The organism is Microbulbifer bruguierae (assembly GCF_029869925.1).
In the GTDB taxonomy this organism is placed as follows: Bacteria; Pseudomonadota; Gammaproteobacteria; order Pseudomonadales; family Cellvibrionaceae; genus Microbulbifer; species Microbulbifer bruguierae.
The window spans coordinates 1,916,351-1,933,586 of the sequence record NZ_CP118605.1 but is presented as its reverse complement, the minus strand read 5'-3'; the positions used below and the strand labels follow the sequence as shown (position 1 = coordinate 1,933,586).

Below are 17,236 nucleotides of genomic sequence, written 5' to 3'. Positions count from 1 at the left end.
ATCTTCATTTGAACGGAAGGTCGCGCTTGCAAATGCTGGGGTGGGTGGTATGATCCGCCCCTCATTTTTTCCGGAAGTGGCGCAGATTACTTTCGGAAGTGTTCCAGGCCAGTAGTTCAATTGGTAGAGCACCGGTCTCCAAAACCGGGTGTTGGGGGTTCGAGTCCCTCCTGGCCTGCCAACTTCAAGATGCCCGCAAGGGGCCTGCAGTTGGGCTATCCTGTACTGCTGTCGCTCTTTGCGGTCGTTGGCAATTAAGGCGCCTTGCGGTATCCAGGCGCGCTAAAGGCTTCAATGTATGAATGCTAAAGTAGAGGCGAAAACCTTTCGTCTTGACGGCCTGAAGTGGCTGCTGGTTGCGCTGCTCGTCGGCGGTGCCGTAGCAGGCAATTCCTACTACGCCGAAATTCCCCTGTTGTATCGTGTGCTGGCAATTGTTGCGCTTTGCCTGATGGCAGCGTTTGTTGCAGTGCAAACCGAGAAGGGTAATGCCTTCTGGAATCTGTTGCGGGAAGCTCAGAATGAGGTGCGCCGGGTAGTATGGCCGAGCCGTCAGGAAGCTACTCAGACCACCTTGATTGTGGTGGTGTTTGTACTGTTGATGGCGGTCATTCTGTGGGCGCTGGATTCCGGTCTCGGCTGGGCCGCTTCCAAGATTATTGGCTAAAGGTTAATCCATGGCAAAGCATTGGTACGTGGTTCAGGCTTACTCCGGTTATGAGAAGCGTGTAAAGACTTCTCTGAAGGAGCGCATTGAGCTGCACGAAATGGATCACCTGTTTGGTGAAGTGCTTGTCCCCACGGAAGAGGTGGTGGAGATGCGTGCCGGCCAGAAGCGCAAGAGTGAGCGCAAGTTTTTCCCCGGCTATGTGCTGGTGGAGATGGAGCTGAATGACGATACCTGGCACCTGGTGAAAGAGACACCGCGCGTGCTGGGCTTTATCGGTGGTAAGGCGGACAAACCGGCGCCGATTACCGATCGCGAAGCTCAGGCGATCCTGAATCGCATCGATGACTCTGTCGATAAGCCCAAGCCCAAGACTCTGTTTGAGCCGGGCGAGATGGTACGTGTTATCGACGGTCCGTTTAATGATTTCAATGGTGTGGTCGAAGAAGTCAACTACGAGAAGAGTCGCCTGCGGGTGGCAGTGTTGATCTTCGGTCGCTCCACTCCGGTAGAGCTGGAATTCAGTCAGGTAGAAAAGAGCTGATTTCGAGCTGAAAGGATTCGGCCCTCTTTCGCGGTTTGCGGAAGGGGGCTTTCGCGTCCCTGGAAACCAAGTATCCCTTCGCGGGGTTCGGCTACAGGGCAAACAGGGGAGCTGAGCGCTGCACGTTTGTATGAGTGTACAGCGCAGGCGTTAGCACCCAGTTAAAGAGGAAGCTGTAATGGCTAAGAAAGTAGAAGCTTACATCAAGCTGCAAGTTAAGGCCGGTCAGGCCAACCCGAGCCCGCCCGTCGGCCCTGCACTGGGTCAGCACGGTGTGAATATCATGGAGTTCTGTAAGGCGTTCAACGCACAGACTCAGGGTATGGAGCCGGGCCTGCCGGTACCGGTTGTGATCTCTGTATACAGCGATCGCTCCTTCACCTTCATCATGAAGTCTCCGCCCGCCGCGGTTCTGCTGCGCAAGGCTGCCAAGATCAAGAGCGGTTCCGGTCGTCCGAACACTGAGAAAGTCGGTAAAGTAACCCGCGCTCAGATCGAAGAGATCGTGGAAATCAAAAAGGCAGACCTGACTGCATCCGACCTGGAAGCAGCTGTGCGCACCATCGCTGGTTCCGCACGCAGTGCCGGTATCGAAGTGGAGGGTCTGTAAGTGGCCAAATTGACCAAGCGTCAGCGCGCTATCGCTGAAAAACTGGAAGCGGGCAAAGCTTACGGTATCGATGAAGCCGTAGCCCTGCTGAAAGAGATCTCCAACGTCAAGTTCGCCGAGACTGTCGACGCAGCTATCAATCTGGGTATCGACCCGCGTAAATCTGACCAGGCTGTTCGCGGAGCAACCACTCTGCCCCACGGCAACGGTAAAGACGTACGTGTCGCGGTATTTACCCAGGGCGCCAACGCGGAAGCTGCGAAAGAAGCGGGCGCTGAGCTGGTAGGTATGGACGAGCTGGCTGCTGAAGTGAAAGCTGGCAAGATGGATTTCGACGTGGTTATCGCCTCTCCGGACGCGATGCGCGTTGTCGGCCAGCTGGGCCAGATCCTCGGTCCGCGCGGCCTGATGCCGAACCCGAAAACCGGCACCGTAACTCCAGACGTTGTGACTGCGGTTAAGAATGCCAAAGCTGGTCAGGTGCGTTTCCGCGCTGACAAGGGCGGTATCATCCACGGTGGTATCGGCAAGGTTTCTTTCGACGTGAATGCTCTGAAAGAAAACCTGGAAGCACTGGTTGCTGACCTGAAGAAGGTCAAGCCGGCTTCTGCAAAAGGTGTGTATCTGAAAAAGATCACCCTGAGCACCACTATGGGCCCGGGTCTGACCATCGACCAGGCTTCTCTGGACGTTAAATAACTTTCTAGGAAGGTTATTGGCGTTCAGTAAAAAGAACTTTGGGGTTCGCCGCACTGCTTTGGCAGGGCGGCGGGCCGTCAAAGACCGTAGGTGTAGCGGGTGTTTGAGGTTTAAATGCCCGCTGCTTAATCCGCTCTCAGGCCAGGCTGGTCATTGACGAGAGCGAGCCTACGCAGACGGTGTGCCCAAACCAGTATTTTTTACTGGATTTGAGCTTTAAGCACCGGAACGGATCGGGTTCATGATGTCCCGATCTTTTTTCAAATCCAGGAGTGACACTATGGCTATTGGACTCGTAGACAAGAAAGCGATTGTCGCGGAAGTCCAGCAGGCTGCTGAGGGTGCTCTGTCTGCGGTGGTTGCGGATTCCCGTGGCGTAACCGTGAATGACATGACAGCCCTGCGCAAAGAGGCTCGCGAGAACGGCGTTTGGTTAAAAGTCGTCCGCAATACTCTGGCGCGTCGCGCTCTGGCCGGTACCGAATTCGAATGTCTCCTTGAGAAATTCGTCGGTCCCAGCATTATTGCCTTCTCCAACGAACACCCGGGTGCCGGCGCGCGCATCCTGAAAGAGTTCGCGAAGAAGAATGACAAGCTGGAACTGAAAGGTGCCGCCTTCGAAGGCGTAGCGACTGACGTTGCACTGTTGGCAAGCCTGCCGACGTACGACGAAGCAATCGCCAAGCTGATGAGCGTCTTGAAAGAAGCCTCTGCTGGCAAACTGGTTCGCACTATTGCGGCCGTTCGCGACCAAAAAGAGCAAGAAGCTGCTTAATCGTTTCGCAATTGCGAAGCGGCAGTTTTTTCAAATACTCTTTTTATTAATGAATAGTCGAGCAGTTTGCTGCTCACACGAAATCAGGTACTAACTCATGTCTCTGACTAAAGAAGATATCATCAATGCGATCGCTGAAATGTCCGTTAAGGACGTTGTTGAGCTGATCGAAGCTATGGAAGAGAAGTTCGGCGTAACTGCAGCGGTAGCAGCTGCTGCACCGGCTGCTGCTGAAGCTGCTGAAGAGAAAGACTCTTTCGACGTTGTTCTGACCTCTGCAGGCGACAAGAAAGTGAACGTGATCAAGGTTGTTCGCGGTATCACTGGTCTGGGTCTGAAAGAAGCCAAAGCTCTGGTAGACGGCGCTCCGAGCCCGCTGAAAGAAGGCGCTACCAAAGAAGAAGCCGAAGCAGCGAAGAAAGAGCTGGAAGAAGCTGGCGCTACCGTAGAACTGAAGTAATTCGGATCTACAAGCTACCGTCGTTGGATGTTTTTTGTTCAGCGACGGCAAGGCTGGTGGACGTTTGTCCGCCGGCCTTTTTGCCGTTTGCGGGATGGTGGTTTTGTCCGCCAAGTCGCAAAAGGGTTCGAGAGGTTTGTGCACAGGGCAGTTCGTTTTATGACCGCCTGTAAAAAGCGTAGTGCAAAGCCGCTGCATTGTGCAGAGACTTCTCGCCCGGATGGGTTGCGTATCGTCAGGCTACTGACCGCAACCCGACTGAAGTCTTGTCACCGATCAAGCTGGGGAATATGAATGGCTTACTCATACACTGAGAAAAAACGTATCCGCAAGGATTTTGGCAAACTGCCTAAGGTCATGGATGTGCCTTTCCTGCTTGCGATACAGCTCGATTCTTATCGCAATTTCACACAGGCTGACAAGCGCCCTGACGAGCGGCTGGATGTCGGTCTGCAAGCGGCGTTCAAGTCAGTATTTCCAATAGTCAGCTACTCTGGCAATGCCGCTCTAGAGTACGTGAGCTATACCCTCGGCAAACCCGCCTTCGATGTCAAGGAATGTACCCTGCGCGGTGTTACCTACGCCTGCCCGCTGCGCGTGCGTGTGCGTCTGATCATTTACGATAAAGAATCTGCGAATAAGTCCATCAAGGACATCAAGGAGCAGGAAGTCTACATGGGCGAAATTCCGCTCATGACCGAGAACGGTACCTTCGTAATTAACGGTACCGAGCGCGTGATCGTGTCCCAGCTGCACCGCTCCCCGGGTGTATTCTTCGATCACGACAAAGGCAAGACCCACTCTTCCGGTAAGCTGCTGTACGCTGCGCGGGTAATCCCTTACCGCGGTTCATGGCTCGACTTCGAGTTCGACCCGAAAGATCTGGTTTACGTACGTATCGACCGTCGCCGCAAACTGCCGGCGACTATCCTGCTGCGCGCCCTGGGTTTCAGCTCCCAGGAAATGCTGGAAATGTTCTTCGAAACCAGCAATTTCACCCTGAACAACGAAACCGTCAGCCTGAAACTGATCCCGTCGCGCCTGCGTGGTGATGTTGCCTCTTTCGATATCAAAGACGACAAGGGCAAGGTCATCGTTGAGGAAGGCCGCCGTATCACTCCGCGCCACATCCGTCAGCTGGAAAAAGCCGGCGTGGAAACTCTGGAAGCGCCGGTTACCTACGCCAATGGTCGGGTACTGGCGCACGACATCATCGACGAGTCCACTGGTGAAGTGGCCATCGAATGTAATACCGAAATTACCGATGAGGTCGTCAACAAGCTGCGTGTCCTGAACATCCAACAGTTCGAGACCCTGTACACCAACGACCTGGACTGTGGTCCGTTCGTGTCCGACACCCTGCGTGCCGATCCTTCCCGCACCCAGCTGGAAGCGCTGGTAGAAATCTACCGCATGATGCGCCCGGGCGAGCCGCCCACCAAGGAGTCTGCGGAGTCCCTGTTCGAGAACCTGTTCTTCTCCGACGAGCGCTACGATCTGTCCGCGGTTGGTCGCATGAAGTTCAACCGTCGTCTGGGTCGTGAAGACGAGACCGGCCAGGGTACCCTCAGCAAGGAAGACATCGTTGATGTTCTGAAAACCCTGATCGAGATCCGCAACGGTCGCGGTATGGTGGACGATATCGACCACCTGGGTAACCGTCGTGTACGTTCCGTGGGTGAGATGGCGGAAAACCAGTTCCGCGTCGGCCTGGTGCGTGTAGAGCGCGCGGTGAAAGAGCGTCTGTCCATGGCGGAATCCGAAGGCCTGATGCCACAGGATCTGATCAACGCCAAGCCGGTGGCTGCCGCGGTGAAAGAGTTCTTTGGCTCTTCCCAGCTGTCCCAGTTTATGGACCAGAACAACCCGCTGTCGGAAGTGACCCACAAGCGCCGTGTGTCCGCGCTTGGCCCGGGTGGTCTGACTCGCGAGCGCGCGGGCTTCGAAGTGCGCGACGTGCACCCGACCCACTACGGTCGCGTGTGTCCGATCGAAACCCCGGAAGGTCCGAACATCGGTCTGATCAACTCGCTGGCGACCTACGCCCGCGCCAACCACTACGGCTTCCTGGAAAGCCCGTACCGCAAGGTAGTGGACGGTCAGGTAACTGACCAGATCGAATATCTGTCTGCGATCAACGAAGCCAATTACGTGGTTGCACAGGCGTCTGCAGCAGTTGATGAGAACGGTCGTTTTACCGATGACCTGGTCAGCGTGCGTTACCAGTACGAATTCACCCTGAAGACCCCGGACGAAATCCAGTACATGGACGTGTCCGCCCGTCAGGTAGTGTCCGTGGCCGCGGCAATGATTCCGTTCCTGGAACACGATGACGCCAACCGTGCACTCATGGGTTCCAACATGCAGCGTCAGGCGGTTCCGACCCTGCGTGCCGAGAAGCCGCTGGTAGGTACCGGTATGGAGCGTACCGTAGCGCGCGACTCCGGTGTATGTGTGGTAGCGAAGCGCGGTGGTGTGATCGAGCGTGTCGATGCCAGCCGTGTAGTTGTACGCGTACGCGACGACGAAGTGGAAGCTGGTGACGCCGGTGTAGACCTGTACGGTCTTACCAAATACACCCGTTCCAACCAGAATACCTGTATCAACCAGCGCCCGATCGTGAAGACCGGTGATGTGGTTGAGCGTGGCGATATCCTGGCCGACGGCCCGTCCGTTGACCTGGGCGAGCTGGCCCTGGGCCAGAACATGCGCATCGCGTTCATGCCCTGGAACGGCTACAACTTCGAGGACTCCATCCTCGTGTCCGAGCGTGTAGTTCAGGAAGATCGCTTCACCACCATCCACATCCAGGAGCTGACCTGTATTGCCCGTGACACCAAGCTGGGCAGCGAGGAAATCACCGCGGATATCCCCAACGTGGGTGAGTCTGCGCTGAATAAGCTGGACGAGTCCGGCATCGTGTATATCGGTGCGGAAGTGGGTGCCGGCGATATCCTGGTGGGCAAGGTAACGCCGAAAGGCGAAGCCCAGCTGACCCCGGAAGAGAAGCTACTGCGTGCGATCTTTGGTGAGAAGGCGTCCGACGTAAAAGATACTTCTCTGCGCGCGCCTTCCGGCACTCGCGGTACCGTGATCGACGTACAGGTGTTCACCCGCGACGGTCTGCAGAAAGACCAGCGCTCTCTCGCCATCGAGAAAGCCCAGCTGGACGAAGTGCGCAAGGATCTCAATGAGGAATACCGCATCGTTGAAGGCGCTACCTTCGAGCGTCTGGCTGCCGCACTGGAAGGCCAGGCCGTTGCCGGCGGTAAGGGCGTCAAGAAAGGCGACGTGCTGAACGCTGAAATCCTGTCCGCGCTGCCGCGCGAAGACTGGTTCAAACTGCGCATGGCGGAAGAGAGCCTGAATGAGCAGTTGGAAAAAGCCGAAGCCCAGCTGAAAGAGCGCCGCAAGCTGCTCGACGAAGCCTTCGAAGACAAGAAGAAAAAACTGGAATCCGGCGACGATCTGGCGCCCGGCGTGCTGAAAATCGTCAAGGTGTACCTGGCGATCAAACGTCGTATCCAGCCCGGTGACAAAATGGCCGGCCGTCACGGTAACAAAGGTGTTATCTCCGTGATCAAGCCGGTCGAAGATATGCCGTACGACGAAAACGGCGACCCGGTAGATGTGGTTCTGAACCCGCTGGGTGTACCGTCGCGGATGAACGTCGGCCAGGTACTGGAAATGCACCTGGGCATGGCAGCCAAGGGCCTCGGCGTGAAGATTGATCGCATGGTCAAGGAAAAGCAGGAAGCAGCCAAAGTGCGGGGCTTCCTGGAAGAGGTCTACAACTCCACCGCTGGCCGTGTTGAGGATCTGAACGAGCTCACCGACCAGGAAGTTCTGGCAATGGCCGAAAACCTGCGTCGCGGTGTACCCATGGCGACTCCGGTGTTCGATGGTGCGGCAGAGCCCGAGATCAAGAAGCTGCTGCGTCTGGCGGATATCCCGGATTCCGGTCAGATCACCCTGTTCGACGGCCGTACCGGCGACGCGTTCGAGCGTCCGGTTACCGTGGGCTACATGTACATGCTGAAGCTGAACCACCTGGTAGACGACAAGATGCACGCGCGTTCTACCGGTTCCTACAGCCTGGTTACCCAGCAGCCGCTGGGTGGTAAGGCGCAGTTCGGTGGTCAGCGTTTCGGTGAGATGGAGGTGTGGGCACTGGAAGCTTACGGTGCCGCCTACACCCTGCAGGAAATGCTCACGGTCAAGTCCGATGACGTGGAAGGTCGTACCAAGATGTACAAAAACATCGTGGACGGCGACCACCGCATGGAGCCGGGCATGCCCGAATCCTTCAACGTACTGGTCAAGGAAATCCGCTCGCTGGGTATGAACTTCGAGCTGGAAAACGAGTAAGACCGGAAGGTAATAGGTGTAGGAGCCTGCTTGCAGGCGAACTGTTGAAAGTGCCGGCAGAATATCGATTCTGCCGGCCTTCCCGGCCCCGAGAAGTGATGGCCGGGTTGACCACCCCCTAGTGGAGGAAAGGCCTTGAAAGATTTGTTAAACCTGGTGAAAGCCCAGGATCAGCTGGAAGAATTTGACGCTATCCGTATCGGTCTGGCATCCCCGGACATGATCCGCTCCTGGTCCTACGGCGAAGTGAAAAAGCCGGAGACCATCAACTACCGTACCTTCAAGCCGGAGCGTGAAGGCCTGTTCTGTGCCAAGATTTTTGGCCCGGTAAAGGACTACGAGTGCCTGTGCGGTAAGTACAAGCGCATGAAACACCGCGGCATCATCTGTGAAAAATGCGGCGTGGAAGTGACCAAGGCCAAGGTGCGCCGTGAGCGCATGGGCCACATCGAGCTGGCGAGCCCGGTCGCGCATATCTGGTTCCTGAAATCCCTGCCGTCCCGGATCGGCCTGCTGCTGGATATGACCCTGCGTGATATCGAGCGTGTGCTGTACTTCGAAAGCTATGTTGTGACCGATCCGGGTATGACTACCCTGGAGCGCGGCCAGCTGCTGAACGACGAGCAGTACTTCGAAGCGATGGAAGAGTTCGCCGACGAGTTCGAAGCGAAAATGGGTGCGGAAGCCATCCAGGAGCTGATGAACGACATCGACCTGCCCCAGGAAATCCAGCGCCTGCGCGAAGAGATCCCGGCCACCAATTCCGAGACCAAGATCAAGAAGCTGTCCAAGCGTCTGAAACTGCTGGAAGCCTTCTACAAATCTGGCAACAAGCCGGAGTGGATGGTCATGCAGGCACTGCCGGTTCTGCCGCCGGACCTGCGCCCGCTGGTACCGCTGGACGGTGGCCGCTTTGCGACCTCCGACCTGAACGACCTGTACCGCCGCGTGATCAACCGTAACAACCGTCTGAAGCGCCTGCTTGAGCTGAATGCGCCGGACATTATCGTGCGCAACGAAAAGCGCATGCTGCAGGAGTCTGTGGACGCGTTGCTGGACAACGGCCGTCGCGGTCGTGCCATCACCGGTTCCAACAAGCGCCCGCTGAAATCCCTGGCCGACATGATCAAGGGTAAGCAGGGTCGTTTCCGTCAGAACCTGCTGGGTAAGCGCGTCGACTACTCCGGTCGTTCCGTGATCGTGGTAGGTCCGACCCTGCGCCTGCACCAGTGTGGTCTGCCGAAGAAAATGGCCCTCGAGCTGTTCAAGCCGTTCATTTTCGGCAAGCTGGAAGCCCGCGGCCTGGCCACCACCATCAAGGCGGCCAAGAAAATGGTCGAGCGCGAAGAAGCTATCGTGTGGGATATCCTCGACGAGGTGATCCGCGAGCACCCGGTACTGCTGAACCGTGCACCGACCCTGCACCGTCTGGGTATCCAGGCGTTCGAGCCGGTGCTGATTGAAGGTAAAGCGATTCAGCTGCACCCGCTGGTGTGTGCGGCGTACAACGCCGACTTCGACGGTGACCAGATGGCGGTACACGTGCCGCTGACCATCGAAGCGCAGCTGGAATCCCGCGCGCTGATGATGTCCACCAACAACATCCTGTCGCCCGCGAACGGCGAGCCGATCATCGTACCGTCCCAGGACGTGGTACTGGGTCTGTACTGGATGACCCGCGAACGCGTAAACGATAAAGGCGAAGGCATGTTCTTCACCGATATCAAGGAAGTCAGCCGGGCCTTCTACGCCAAACAGGTTGGCCTGCAGGCGAAGGTGAAAGTGCGTATCGACGAAGTCGAGGTGGGTGAAGACGGCGAGAAGCACAAAACCCGTACCGTATACGACACCACTGTTGGCCGCGCGCTGCTGTGGAACATCGTACCGGACGGCCTGCCCTTCGAATTCGTCAACCAGCCGATGAAGAAGAAGGCGATCTCCCGCGTACTGAACGAGTGCTACCGCAAGGTGGGCCTGAAGGCGACCGTTATCTTTGCTGACCAGCTGATGTATACCGGTTTCGACTTCTCCACCAAATCCGGTTCCTCCATTGGTGTGAACGACTTCGAAATCCCGGCGGCCAAGGCCGACCTGATTGCCTCTGCGGAAGCGGAAGTGAAAGAAATTGAGAGCCAGTTTGCTTCCGGTCTGGTAACCGCGGGTGAGAAATACAACAAGGTCATCGATGTTTGGTCCCGTACCAACGACAAGGTGACCCAGGCGATGATGGCCGGTATCAAGAAAGAGCCGGTGATCGATCGCGAAGGCAACGAAACCGAGCAGGACTCCTTCAACTCCGTATACATGTACGCCGACTCCGGCGCACGGGGTTCTGAAGCTCAGATCCGCCAGCTCGCCGGTATGCGTGGTCTGATGGCGCGTCCAGACGGCTCCATTATCGAGAACGCCATTACTGCTAACTTCCGTGAAGGTCTGAGCGTACTGCAGTACTTCATTTCGACCCACGGTGCTCGTAAAGGTCTGGCGGATACCGCACTGAAAACCGCGAACTCCGGTTACCTGACCCGCCGTCTGGTGGACGTGGCCCAGGACGTGGTGATCACCGAAATCGACTGTGGCACCGACGACGGCCTGACCATGGCGCCGGTGATCGAAGGCGGTGACGTGATCGAATCTCTGGGTGACCGCATCCTCGGCCGTGTCGTGGCCCGCGATGTGATCAAGCCCGGCAGCGACGAGATCGCCGTACCCGCCGGTACCATGATCGACGAAGCCTGGGTTGAGCGCATTGAAGGTATGGGTATCGACGAGGTTATCGTGCGTTCTGCGATCACCTGTGAAACCGCCCACGGTATTTGTGCCCAGTGTTACGGTCGCGACCTGGCTCGCGGTCACCGCGCCAACCCGGGTGAAGCCGTGGGTGTTGTGGCAGCACAGTCCATCGGTGAGCCGGGTACCCAGCTGACCATGCGTACCTTCCACATCGGTGGTGCGGCGAGTCGTGCGTCTGCGGCGGACAGCATCCAGGTGAAGCAGCCGGGTACCGTGCGTCTGCACAACGTGAAGACCGTAAAAGCCGAAAGCGGCAACCTGATCGCGGTTTCCCGCTCTGGTGAACTGGCGGTCGCTGATCCTTCCGGTCGTGAGCGTGAGCGCTACAAGCTGCCCTACGGTGCCAATATCAGCGTTTACGAAGGTGCTGAAGTCGAAGGCGGCCAGATTGTGGCCAAGTGGGACCCGCACACTCACCCGATCATCACCGAGGTGGCCGGTTGGGTGAAACTGTCTGGTATGGAAGATGGTCTGTCCATCCGCAAGCAGACCGATGAAATTACCGGTCTGTCTTCCATCGAGATCATCGATCCGGCTGAGCGTCCGGCTGCGGGTAAAGACCTGCGCCCGGCGGTGACCCTGGTGGATGAGAATGGTGAAGAGCTGACTCTGGCGAGCTCCAACGCACCTGCGCACTACGCGCTGCCGCCGCGGGCGATCCTGAGCCTGGCCGAGAATAACAAGGTGAATGTCGGTGATGTTATTGCCCGTATTCCTCAGGAATCCGGCAAAACCAAGGACATCACCGGTGGTCTGCCGCGGGTTGCCGACCTGTTTGAAGCGCGTAAACCGAAAGAGCCGTCCATCCTGGCGGAAATCTCCGGTACCGTTTCTTTCGGCAAGGAAACCAAGGGCAAGATCCGTCTGCAGATCACCCCGCGTGACGGCAAGCCGCTGGCCAATGGCAAGGATCACTACGAAGTACTGATTCCGAAGCACCGTCAGCTGACCGTGTTCGAAGGTGAAACCGTAGAGAAGGGCGAAGTGATCTCCGATGGTCCTTCCAACCCGCACGACATCCTGCGCCTTAAAGGTGTGGAGGAGCTGGCTCGCTACATCACCAACGAGATTCAGGAGGTTTACCGCCTCCAGGGTGTAGGTATCAACGACAAGCACATCGAGACCATCGTGCGTCAGATGCTGCGTAAAGTTGAAATCCTTGAGATGGGTGACTCTGAGTTCATCAAGGGCGATCAGGTGGAATACCAGCGTGTGGTGGAAGAGAACGAGCGTCTGCGTGCCGAAGGCAAGCAGCCGGCGCAGTTCGAACGCCTGCTGCTGGGTATCACCAAGGCGTCCCTGGCGACCGAGTCCTTCCTGTCTGCGGCCTCCTTCCAGGAGACCACCCGGGTACTGACCGAAGCCGCGGTAACCGGCAAGGAAGACAGCCTGCGTGGCCTGAAGGAAAACGTGGTTGTGGGACGTCTGATCCCGGCCGGTACCGGTCTCGCATACCACGCCGAGCGCAAGCGCAAGCGTCAGCAGCAGGTGAGCCTGAGTTACGGCGAGGGGCCTTCTGCCGAGGAAGTGGAAGCAGCGTTGACCGAAGCGCTGAAGTCTTCCGGCGAGTAACGCTCGCAAAGGCAACTCTGACCGAGAGGTTTCGCCTTTCGGTCAGAGTCAGAATGCTGTCACCAGACGGAGTTAGTGGTTACTTCGTTTGGTGATTGACTAGGGGCGCCACCGCTTATAGAATGCGGCCCCCGCTAATGGGGTACGGCTAACCGGCAGTCTTCGGACAGGTCGGAAGGTCGTGCACTGACGATAGGCCCTCACTGCTGTTAATGGTGGGGGCGTTTTATTTTGGAGTGATTTTTAATGGCAACGATCAACCAGTTGGTTCGTAAGCCGAGAAAACGCAAAGTTGAAAAAAGCGACGTGCCTGCACTGCAAGCCAGCCCGCAGCGTCGTGGAGTTTGCACTCGTGTGTACACCACTACACCGAAAAAACCGAACTCTGCGCTGCGTAAAGTTTGTCGTGTGCGCCTCACCAACGGTTTCGAAGTAACTTCGTACATCGGTGGTGAAGGTCACAACCTGCAGGAGCACAGCGTGGTACTGATTCGCGGCGGTCGTGTAAAAGACCTGCCGGGTGTGCGCTACCACACTGTACGCGGTGCACTTGACTGTGCCGGCGTAAACAATCGCAAGCAGGCCCGTTCCAAATACGGTGTTAAGCGTCCTAAAGGTTAATCCTTAAGGTCTCAACTGCGTTTCGGTTTAACGAATAACCGGAGTAAGGCTGAGCTCGCCGAGTAGTAATTGTTTACGGCGGCGTCTCAGAGTAACCCTGAAGAGAGGCAATCCCATGCCAAGAAGACGAGTAGTCGCCAAGCGCGAAGTACTGCCCGATCCCAAGTTTGGGAACGTGACTTTGGCCAAGTTCATGAACCATGTCATGATCTCTGGTAAGAAGTCTGTGGCAGAGAGCATCGTATATGGTGCACTGGATCTGGTTTCAGAAAAGCTGAACAAAGATCCGATCGAGATTTTTGAAGAGTCCCTGGAAAATATCGCCCCGATGGTGGAAGTAAAGTCCCGTCGTGTTGGTGGTGCTACCTACCAGGTACCGGTAGAAGTGCGTCCTGCGCGTCGCACTGCGCTGGCAATGCGCTGGCTGGTAGATTTCTCCCGTAAGCGCGGCGAGAAGTCTATGGCTCAGCGTCTGGCCAACGAAATGATCGATGCTTCCCAGAACAAGGGCGGCGCGGTCAAGAAGCGTGAAGACGTTCACCGTATGGCGGAAGCCAACAAGGCGTTCTCTCACTATCGTTTCTAAGATAGTGGCGCTTCTAACTCTGATGAATACCCACATCGGAAATTAATACCGAAAGGCAGCAAGGACCTGAGTGTTAAGTTTGGGGCCTCGCTGCCTTTTGCCGTTATATCGAGGATACAACTGTGGCACGTAAAACGCCTATCGCGCGCTATCGCAATATCGGTATCTGCGCCCACGTAGACGCCGGTAAAACCACTACTACCGAGCGTGTACTCTTCTACACTGGTCTGTCCCACAAAATTGGTGAGGTGCACGAAGGCGCCGCTACCATGGACTGGATGGAACAGGAGCAGGAGCGTGGTATTACCATCACCTCTGCTGCCACCACCTGCTTCTGGGCGGGCATGCAGCAGCAGTTCGACCAGCACCGCATCAACATCATCGACACCCCCGGGCACGTTGACTTCACCATTGAAGTAGAGCGCTCCCTGCGTGTTCTCGACGGTGCTGTCGTGGTTCTGTGTGGTTCCTCCGGCGTACAGCCGCAGACTGAAACCGTTTGGCGTCAGGCCAACAAGTACGAAGTACCTCGCATGGTCTTCGTCAACAAGATGGACCGCACCGGTGCAAACTTCCGCAACGTTGTCAGCCAGCTGAAAACCCGCCTGAACGCTAACGCTGTTCCGCTTCAGATGACCATCGGTTCTGAAGACGAGTTCAAAGGTGTTGTCGACCTGGTCAAAATGAAAGCCATCCTGTGGAACGAAGCAGACATGGGTATGACTTTCGATTACGCCGACATCCCGGCTGACATGCAGGAAGAGTGCGAAGAAATGCGCGAATTCCTGGTGGAAGCGGCGGCGGAAGCCAACGAAGAACTGATGGAAAAATACCTGGAAGAAGGTGAGCTGACCGAAGAGGAAATCAAGGCAGCTATCCGTCAGCGTACTCTGGCCAATGAAATCGTTCCGGTTCTGGGCGGCTCTGCGTTCAAGAACAAGGGCGTACAGGCCATGCTGGACGCGGTTATTGAATACCTGCCGGCACCGAACCAGGTTAAGGCGATCGAAGGTACTCTGGACGACGGCGAAACCATCGAAACCCGTGAAGCTGACGACAATGCGCCGTTTGCTGCACTGGCGTTCAAAATCGCTACCGACCCCTTCGTTGGTACCCTGACCTTCTTCCGTGTGTACTCCGGTAAGCTGGAAAGCGGCACCGCGGTATACAACTCCGTGAAGATGAAGCGTGAGCGTGTCGGCCGTATGGTGCAGATGCACTCCAACAACCGTCAGGAAATCAAAGAAGTACTGGCAGGTGACATCGCGGCAGCCATCGGTCTGAAAGACACCACCACTGGTGACACCCTGTGTTCCGAAGACGCCAAGATCGTACTCGAGCGTATGGAGTTCCCGGAGCCGGTAATCTCCGTAGCGGTTGAGCCGAAGTCCAAGCCGGATCAGGAAAAAATGGGTATCGCACTGGGCAAGCTGGCTCAGGAAGACCCGTCTTTCCGCGTAAAGACCGACGAAGAGACTGGCCAGACCATCATCTCCGGTATGGGTGAGCTGCACCTGGACATTATCGTTGACCGTATGCGTCGCGAGTTCAATGTTGAAGCCAACATCGGTAAGCCGCAGGTAGCCTACCGCGAGCGCATCACCAACAAGTGTGAGATCGAAGGCAAGTTTGTTCGTCAGTCCGGTGGTCGCGGTCAGTACGGTCACGTATGGATTCGCTTCGAGCCGAACCTGGACGAGGAAGCGGAAGACCAACTGGAATTCGTCAACGAAATCGTGGGTGGTGTGGTTCCGAAGGAATACGTACCGGCGATCCAGAAGGGTATTTCCGAGCAGATGCAGAACGGTGTTCTGGCCGGCTACCCGCTGCTGGGTCTGAAGGCTACCATCTTTGATGGTTCCTACCATGACGTGGACTCCAACGAAATGGCGTTCAAAATCGCTGCTTCCATGGCGACCAAGCAACTGGCCCAGAAGGGTGGTGCAGTTCTGCTTGAGCCGATCATGAAAGTAGAGGTGGTTACGCCTGAAGAGAACATGGGTGACGTGGTAGGTGACCTGAACCGTCGCCGCGGTCTGATCCAGGGCATGGATGAGAATTCGTCCGGTAAGGTTATCAATGCCGAGGTTCCGCTGGCGGAAATGTTCGGTTACGCAACTGACCTGCGTTCTGCGACCCAAGGCCGTGCCACCTACACCATGGAATTCCAGAAGTACGCGGAAGCGCCGAAGAACGTTGCCGACGAGATTATCGCCAAGAACAAAGGCTGATTCTCAAGGTAATAACGCTAAGGTTTACTCTTTTTAATTCTTTTAGCTAGAGGACATCTAAGATGGCAAAAGAAAAGTTTGAACGTTCCAAGCCCCACGTAAACGTGGGCACCATCGGTCACGTTGACCACGGTAAAACCACCCTGACCGCTGCGCTGACTCGCGTATGTGCGGAAGTATGGGGCGGCTCCGCTGTTGCCTTTGACGGTATCGACAATGCACCGGAAGAGCGTGAGCGCGGTATCACCATCTCTACCTCTCACGTAGAGTACGAGTCCCCGACTCGCCACTACGCGCACGTAGACTGCCCGGGACACGCCGACTACGTTAAGAACATGATCACCGGTGCTGCCCAGATGGACGGCGCTATCCTGGTATGTTCCGCAGCAGACGGCCCCATGCCGCAGACTCGTGAGCACATCCTGCTGTCCCGTCAGGTAGGTGTACCGTACATCGTGGTATTCCTGAACAAAGCCGACATGGTTGACGACGAAGAGCTGCTGGAACTGGTAGAAATGGAAGTTCGCGAACTTCTGGACCAGTACGAGTTCCCGGGTGACGACACCCCGATCATCGTTGGTTCTGCTCTGATGGCGCTGAACGGCGAAGACGACAACGAGCTGGGTACCACTGCTGTTAAGAAGCTGGTTGAGACTCTGGATTCTTACATTCCTGAGCCGGAGCGCGCTATCGACAAGCCGTTCCTGATGCCGATCGAAGACGTATTCTCCATCTCTGGTCGCGGTACCGTAGTAACCGGCCGTGTAGAGCGTGGTATCGTCAAGACTGGTGACGAAATCCAGATCGTTGGTATCAAAGAAACCACCACCACCACCTGTACCGGTGTGGAAATGTTCCGCAAGCTGCTGGACGAAGGCCGTGCTGGTGAGAACATCGGCGCCCTGCTGCGCGGCACCAAGCGTGACGAAGTAGAGCGTGGTCAGGTACTGGCCAAGCCGGGTTCCATCACTCCGCACACCAAGTTCGAAGCGGAAGTGTACGTACTGTCCAAGGACGAAGGTGGTCGTCACACCCCGTTCTTCAAAGGCTACCGTCCTCAGTTCTACTTCCGTACCACCGACGTAACGGGTGCGTGTGAACTGCCGGAAGGTACCGAGATGGTAATGCCGGGCGACAACGTACAGATGGTTGTTACCCTGATCGCGCCGATCGCGATGGAAGAAGGTCTGCGCTTCGCGATTCGCGAAGGTGGCCGTACCGTTGGTGCTGGCGTGGTAGCCAAGATCGTCGAGTAATTTTTACTCCTGATCTGCATCAAAAAAACCGCGGCGGAAACGCCGCGGTTTTTT

Annotated in this window: 12 protein-coding genes and 1 tRNA gene; all 13 read left to right on the top strand. The window is 56.6% G+C overall.

Translation table 11 applies throughout. The features are described from left to right. Window positions 1-105 precede the first annotated feature (105 nt). Window positions 106-181, top strand: a tRNA-Trp gene (locus PVT68_RS08320). A gap of 117 nt (window positions 182-298) precedes the next feature. Then, on the top strand, window positions 299-667 hold the full coding sequence (gene secE, locus PVT68_RS08315) for a preprotein translocase subunit SecE (RefSeq protein ID WP_280322267.1): 369 nt from the start codon (window positions 299-301) through the stop codon (window positions 665-667). A gap of 10 nt (window positions 668-677) precedes the next feature. Next, window positions 678-1,211, top strand: coding sequence for a transcription termination/antitermination protein NusG (nusG, locus tag PVT68_RS08310; RefSeq protein ID WP_077406736.1), 534 nt, complete (start codon window positions 678-680; stop codon window positions 1,209-1,211). A gap of 178 nt (window positions 1,212-1,389) precedes the next feature. After that, entirely contained in the window at window positions 1,390-1,821 is a 432-nt protein-coding gene (gene rplK, locus PVT68_RS08305) for a 50S ribosomal protein L11 (protein ID WP_280322266.1), read from the top strand. Continuing rightward, entirely contained in the window at window positions 1,822-2,520 is a 699-nt protein-coding gene (rplA, locus tag PVT68_RS08300) for a 50S ribosomal protein L1 (RefSeq protein WP_280322265.1), read from the top strand. Between the two features lie 280 nt (window positions 2,521-2,800). Next, window positions 2,801-3,295: a 50S ribosomal protein L10 gene (gene rplJ / locus PVT68_RS08295; RefSeq protein WP_280322264.1), complete on the top strand. Its 495-nt coding sequence runs from the start codon at window positions 2,801-2,803 to the stop codon at window positions 3,293-3,295. Between the two features lie 97 nt (window positions 3,296-3,392). Beyond that, a complete protein-coding gene (gene rplL / locus PVT68_RS08290; RefSeq protein ID WP_280322263.1) occupies window positions 3,393-3,755 on the top strand; it encodes a 50S ribosomal protein L7/L12 in 363 nt (120 codons plus the stop codon). A 294-nt stretch (window positions 3,756-4,049) separates the two neighbouring features. After that, window positions 4,050-8,123: a DNA-directed RNA polymerase subunit beta gene (gene rpoB / locus PVT68_RS08285; protein ID WP_280322262.1), complete on the top strand. Its 4,074-nt coding sequence runs from the start codon at window positions 4,050-4,052 to the stop codon at window positions 8,121-8,123. A 135-nt stretch (window positions 8,124-8,258) separates the two neighbouring features. Beyond that, the gene (rpoC, locus tag PVT68_RS08280) at window positions 8,259-12,488 is read left to right on the top strand and encodes a DNA-directed RNA polymerase subunit beta' (RefSeq protein WP_280322261.1); all 4,230 of its coding nucleotides are present in this window, start codon (window positions 8,259-8,261) and stop codon (window positions 12,486-12,488) included. Between the two features lie 246 nt (window positions 12,489-12,734). After that, the gene (gene rpsL / locus PVT68_RS08275; protein ID WP_280322260.1) at window positions 12,735-13,109 is read left to right on the top strand and encodes a 30S ribosomal protein S12; all 375 of its coding nucleotides are present in this window, start codon (window positions 12,735-12,737) and stop codon (window positions 13,107-13,109) included. 115 nt (window positions 13,110-13,224) lie between these two features. Continuing rightward, window positions 13,225-13,695, top strand: a complete 471-nt coding sequence (rpsG, locus tag PVT68_RS08270; protein ID WP_010130334.1) for a 30S ribosomal protein S7 — start codon at window positions 13,225-13,227, stop codon at window positions 13,693-13,695. A gap of 122 nt (window positions 13,696-13,817) precedes the next feature. Then, window positions 13,818-15,926 carry an elongation factor G gene (gene fusA, locus PVT68_RS08265; RefSeq protein WP_280322259.1) on the top strand — a complete coding sequence of 703 codons (2,109 nt, stop codon included), beginning with the start codon at window positions 13,818-13,820 and terminating at the stop codon, window positions 15,924-15,926. Window positions 15,927-15,988: 62 nt separating this feature from the next. Next, window positions 15,989-17,182 carry an elongation factor Tu gene (gene tuf, locus PVT68_RS08260; RefSeq protein ID WP_280322258.1) on the top strand — a complete coding sequence of 398 codons (1,194 nt, stop codon included), beginning with the start codon at window positions 15,989-15,991 and terminating at the stop codon, window positions 17,180-17,182. Window positions 17,183-17,236 lie beyond the last annotated feature (54 nt).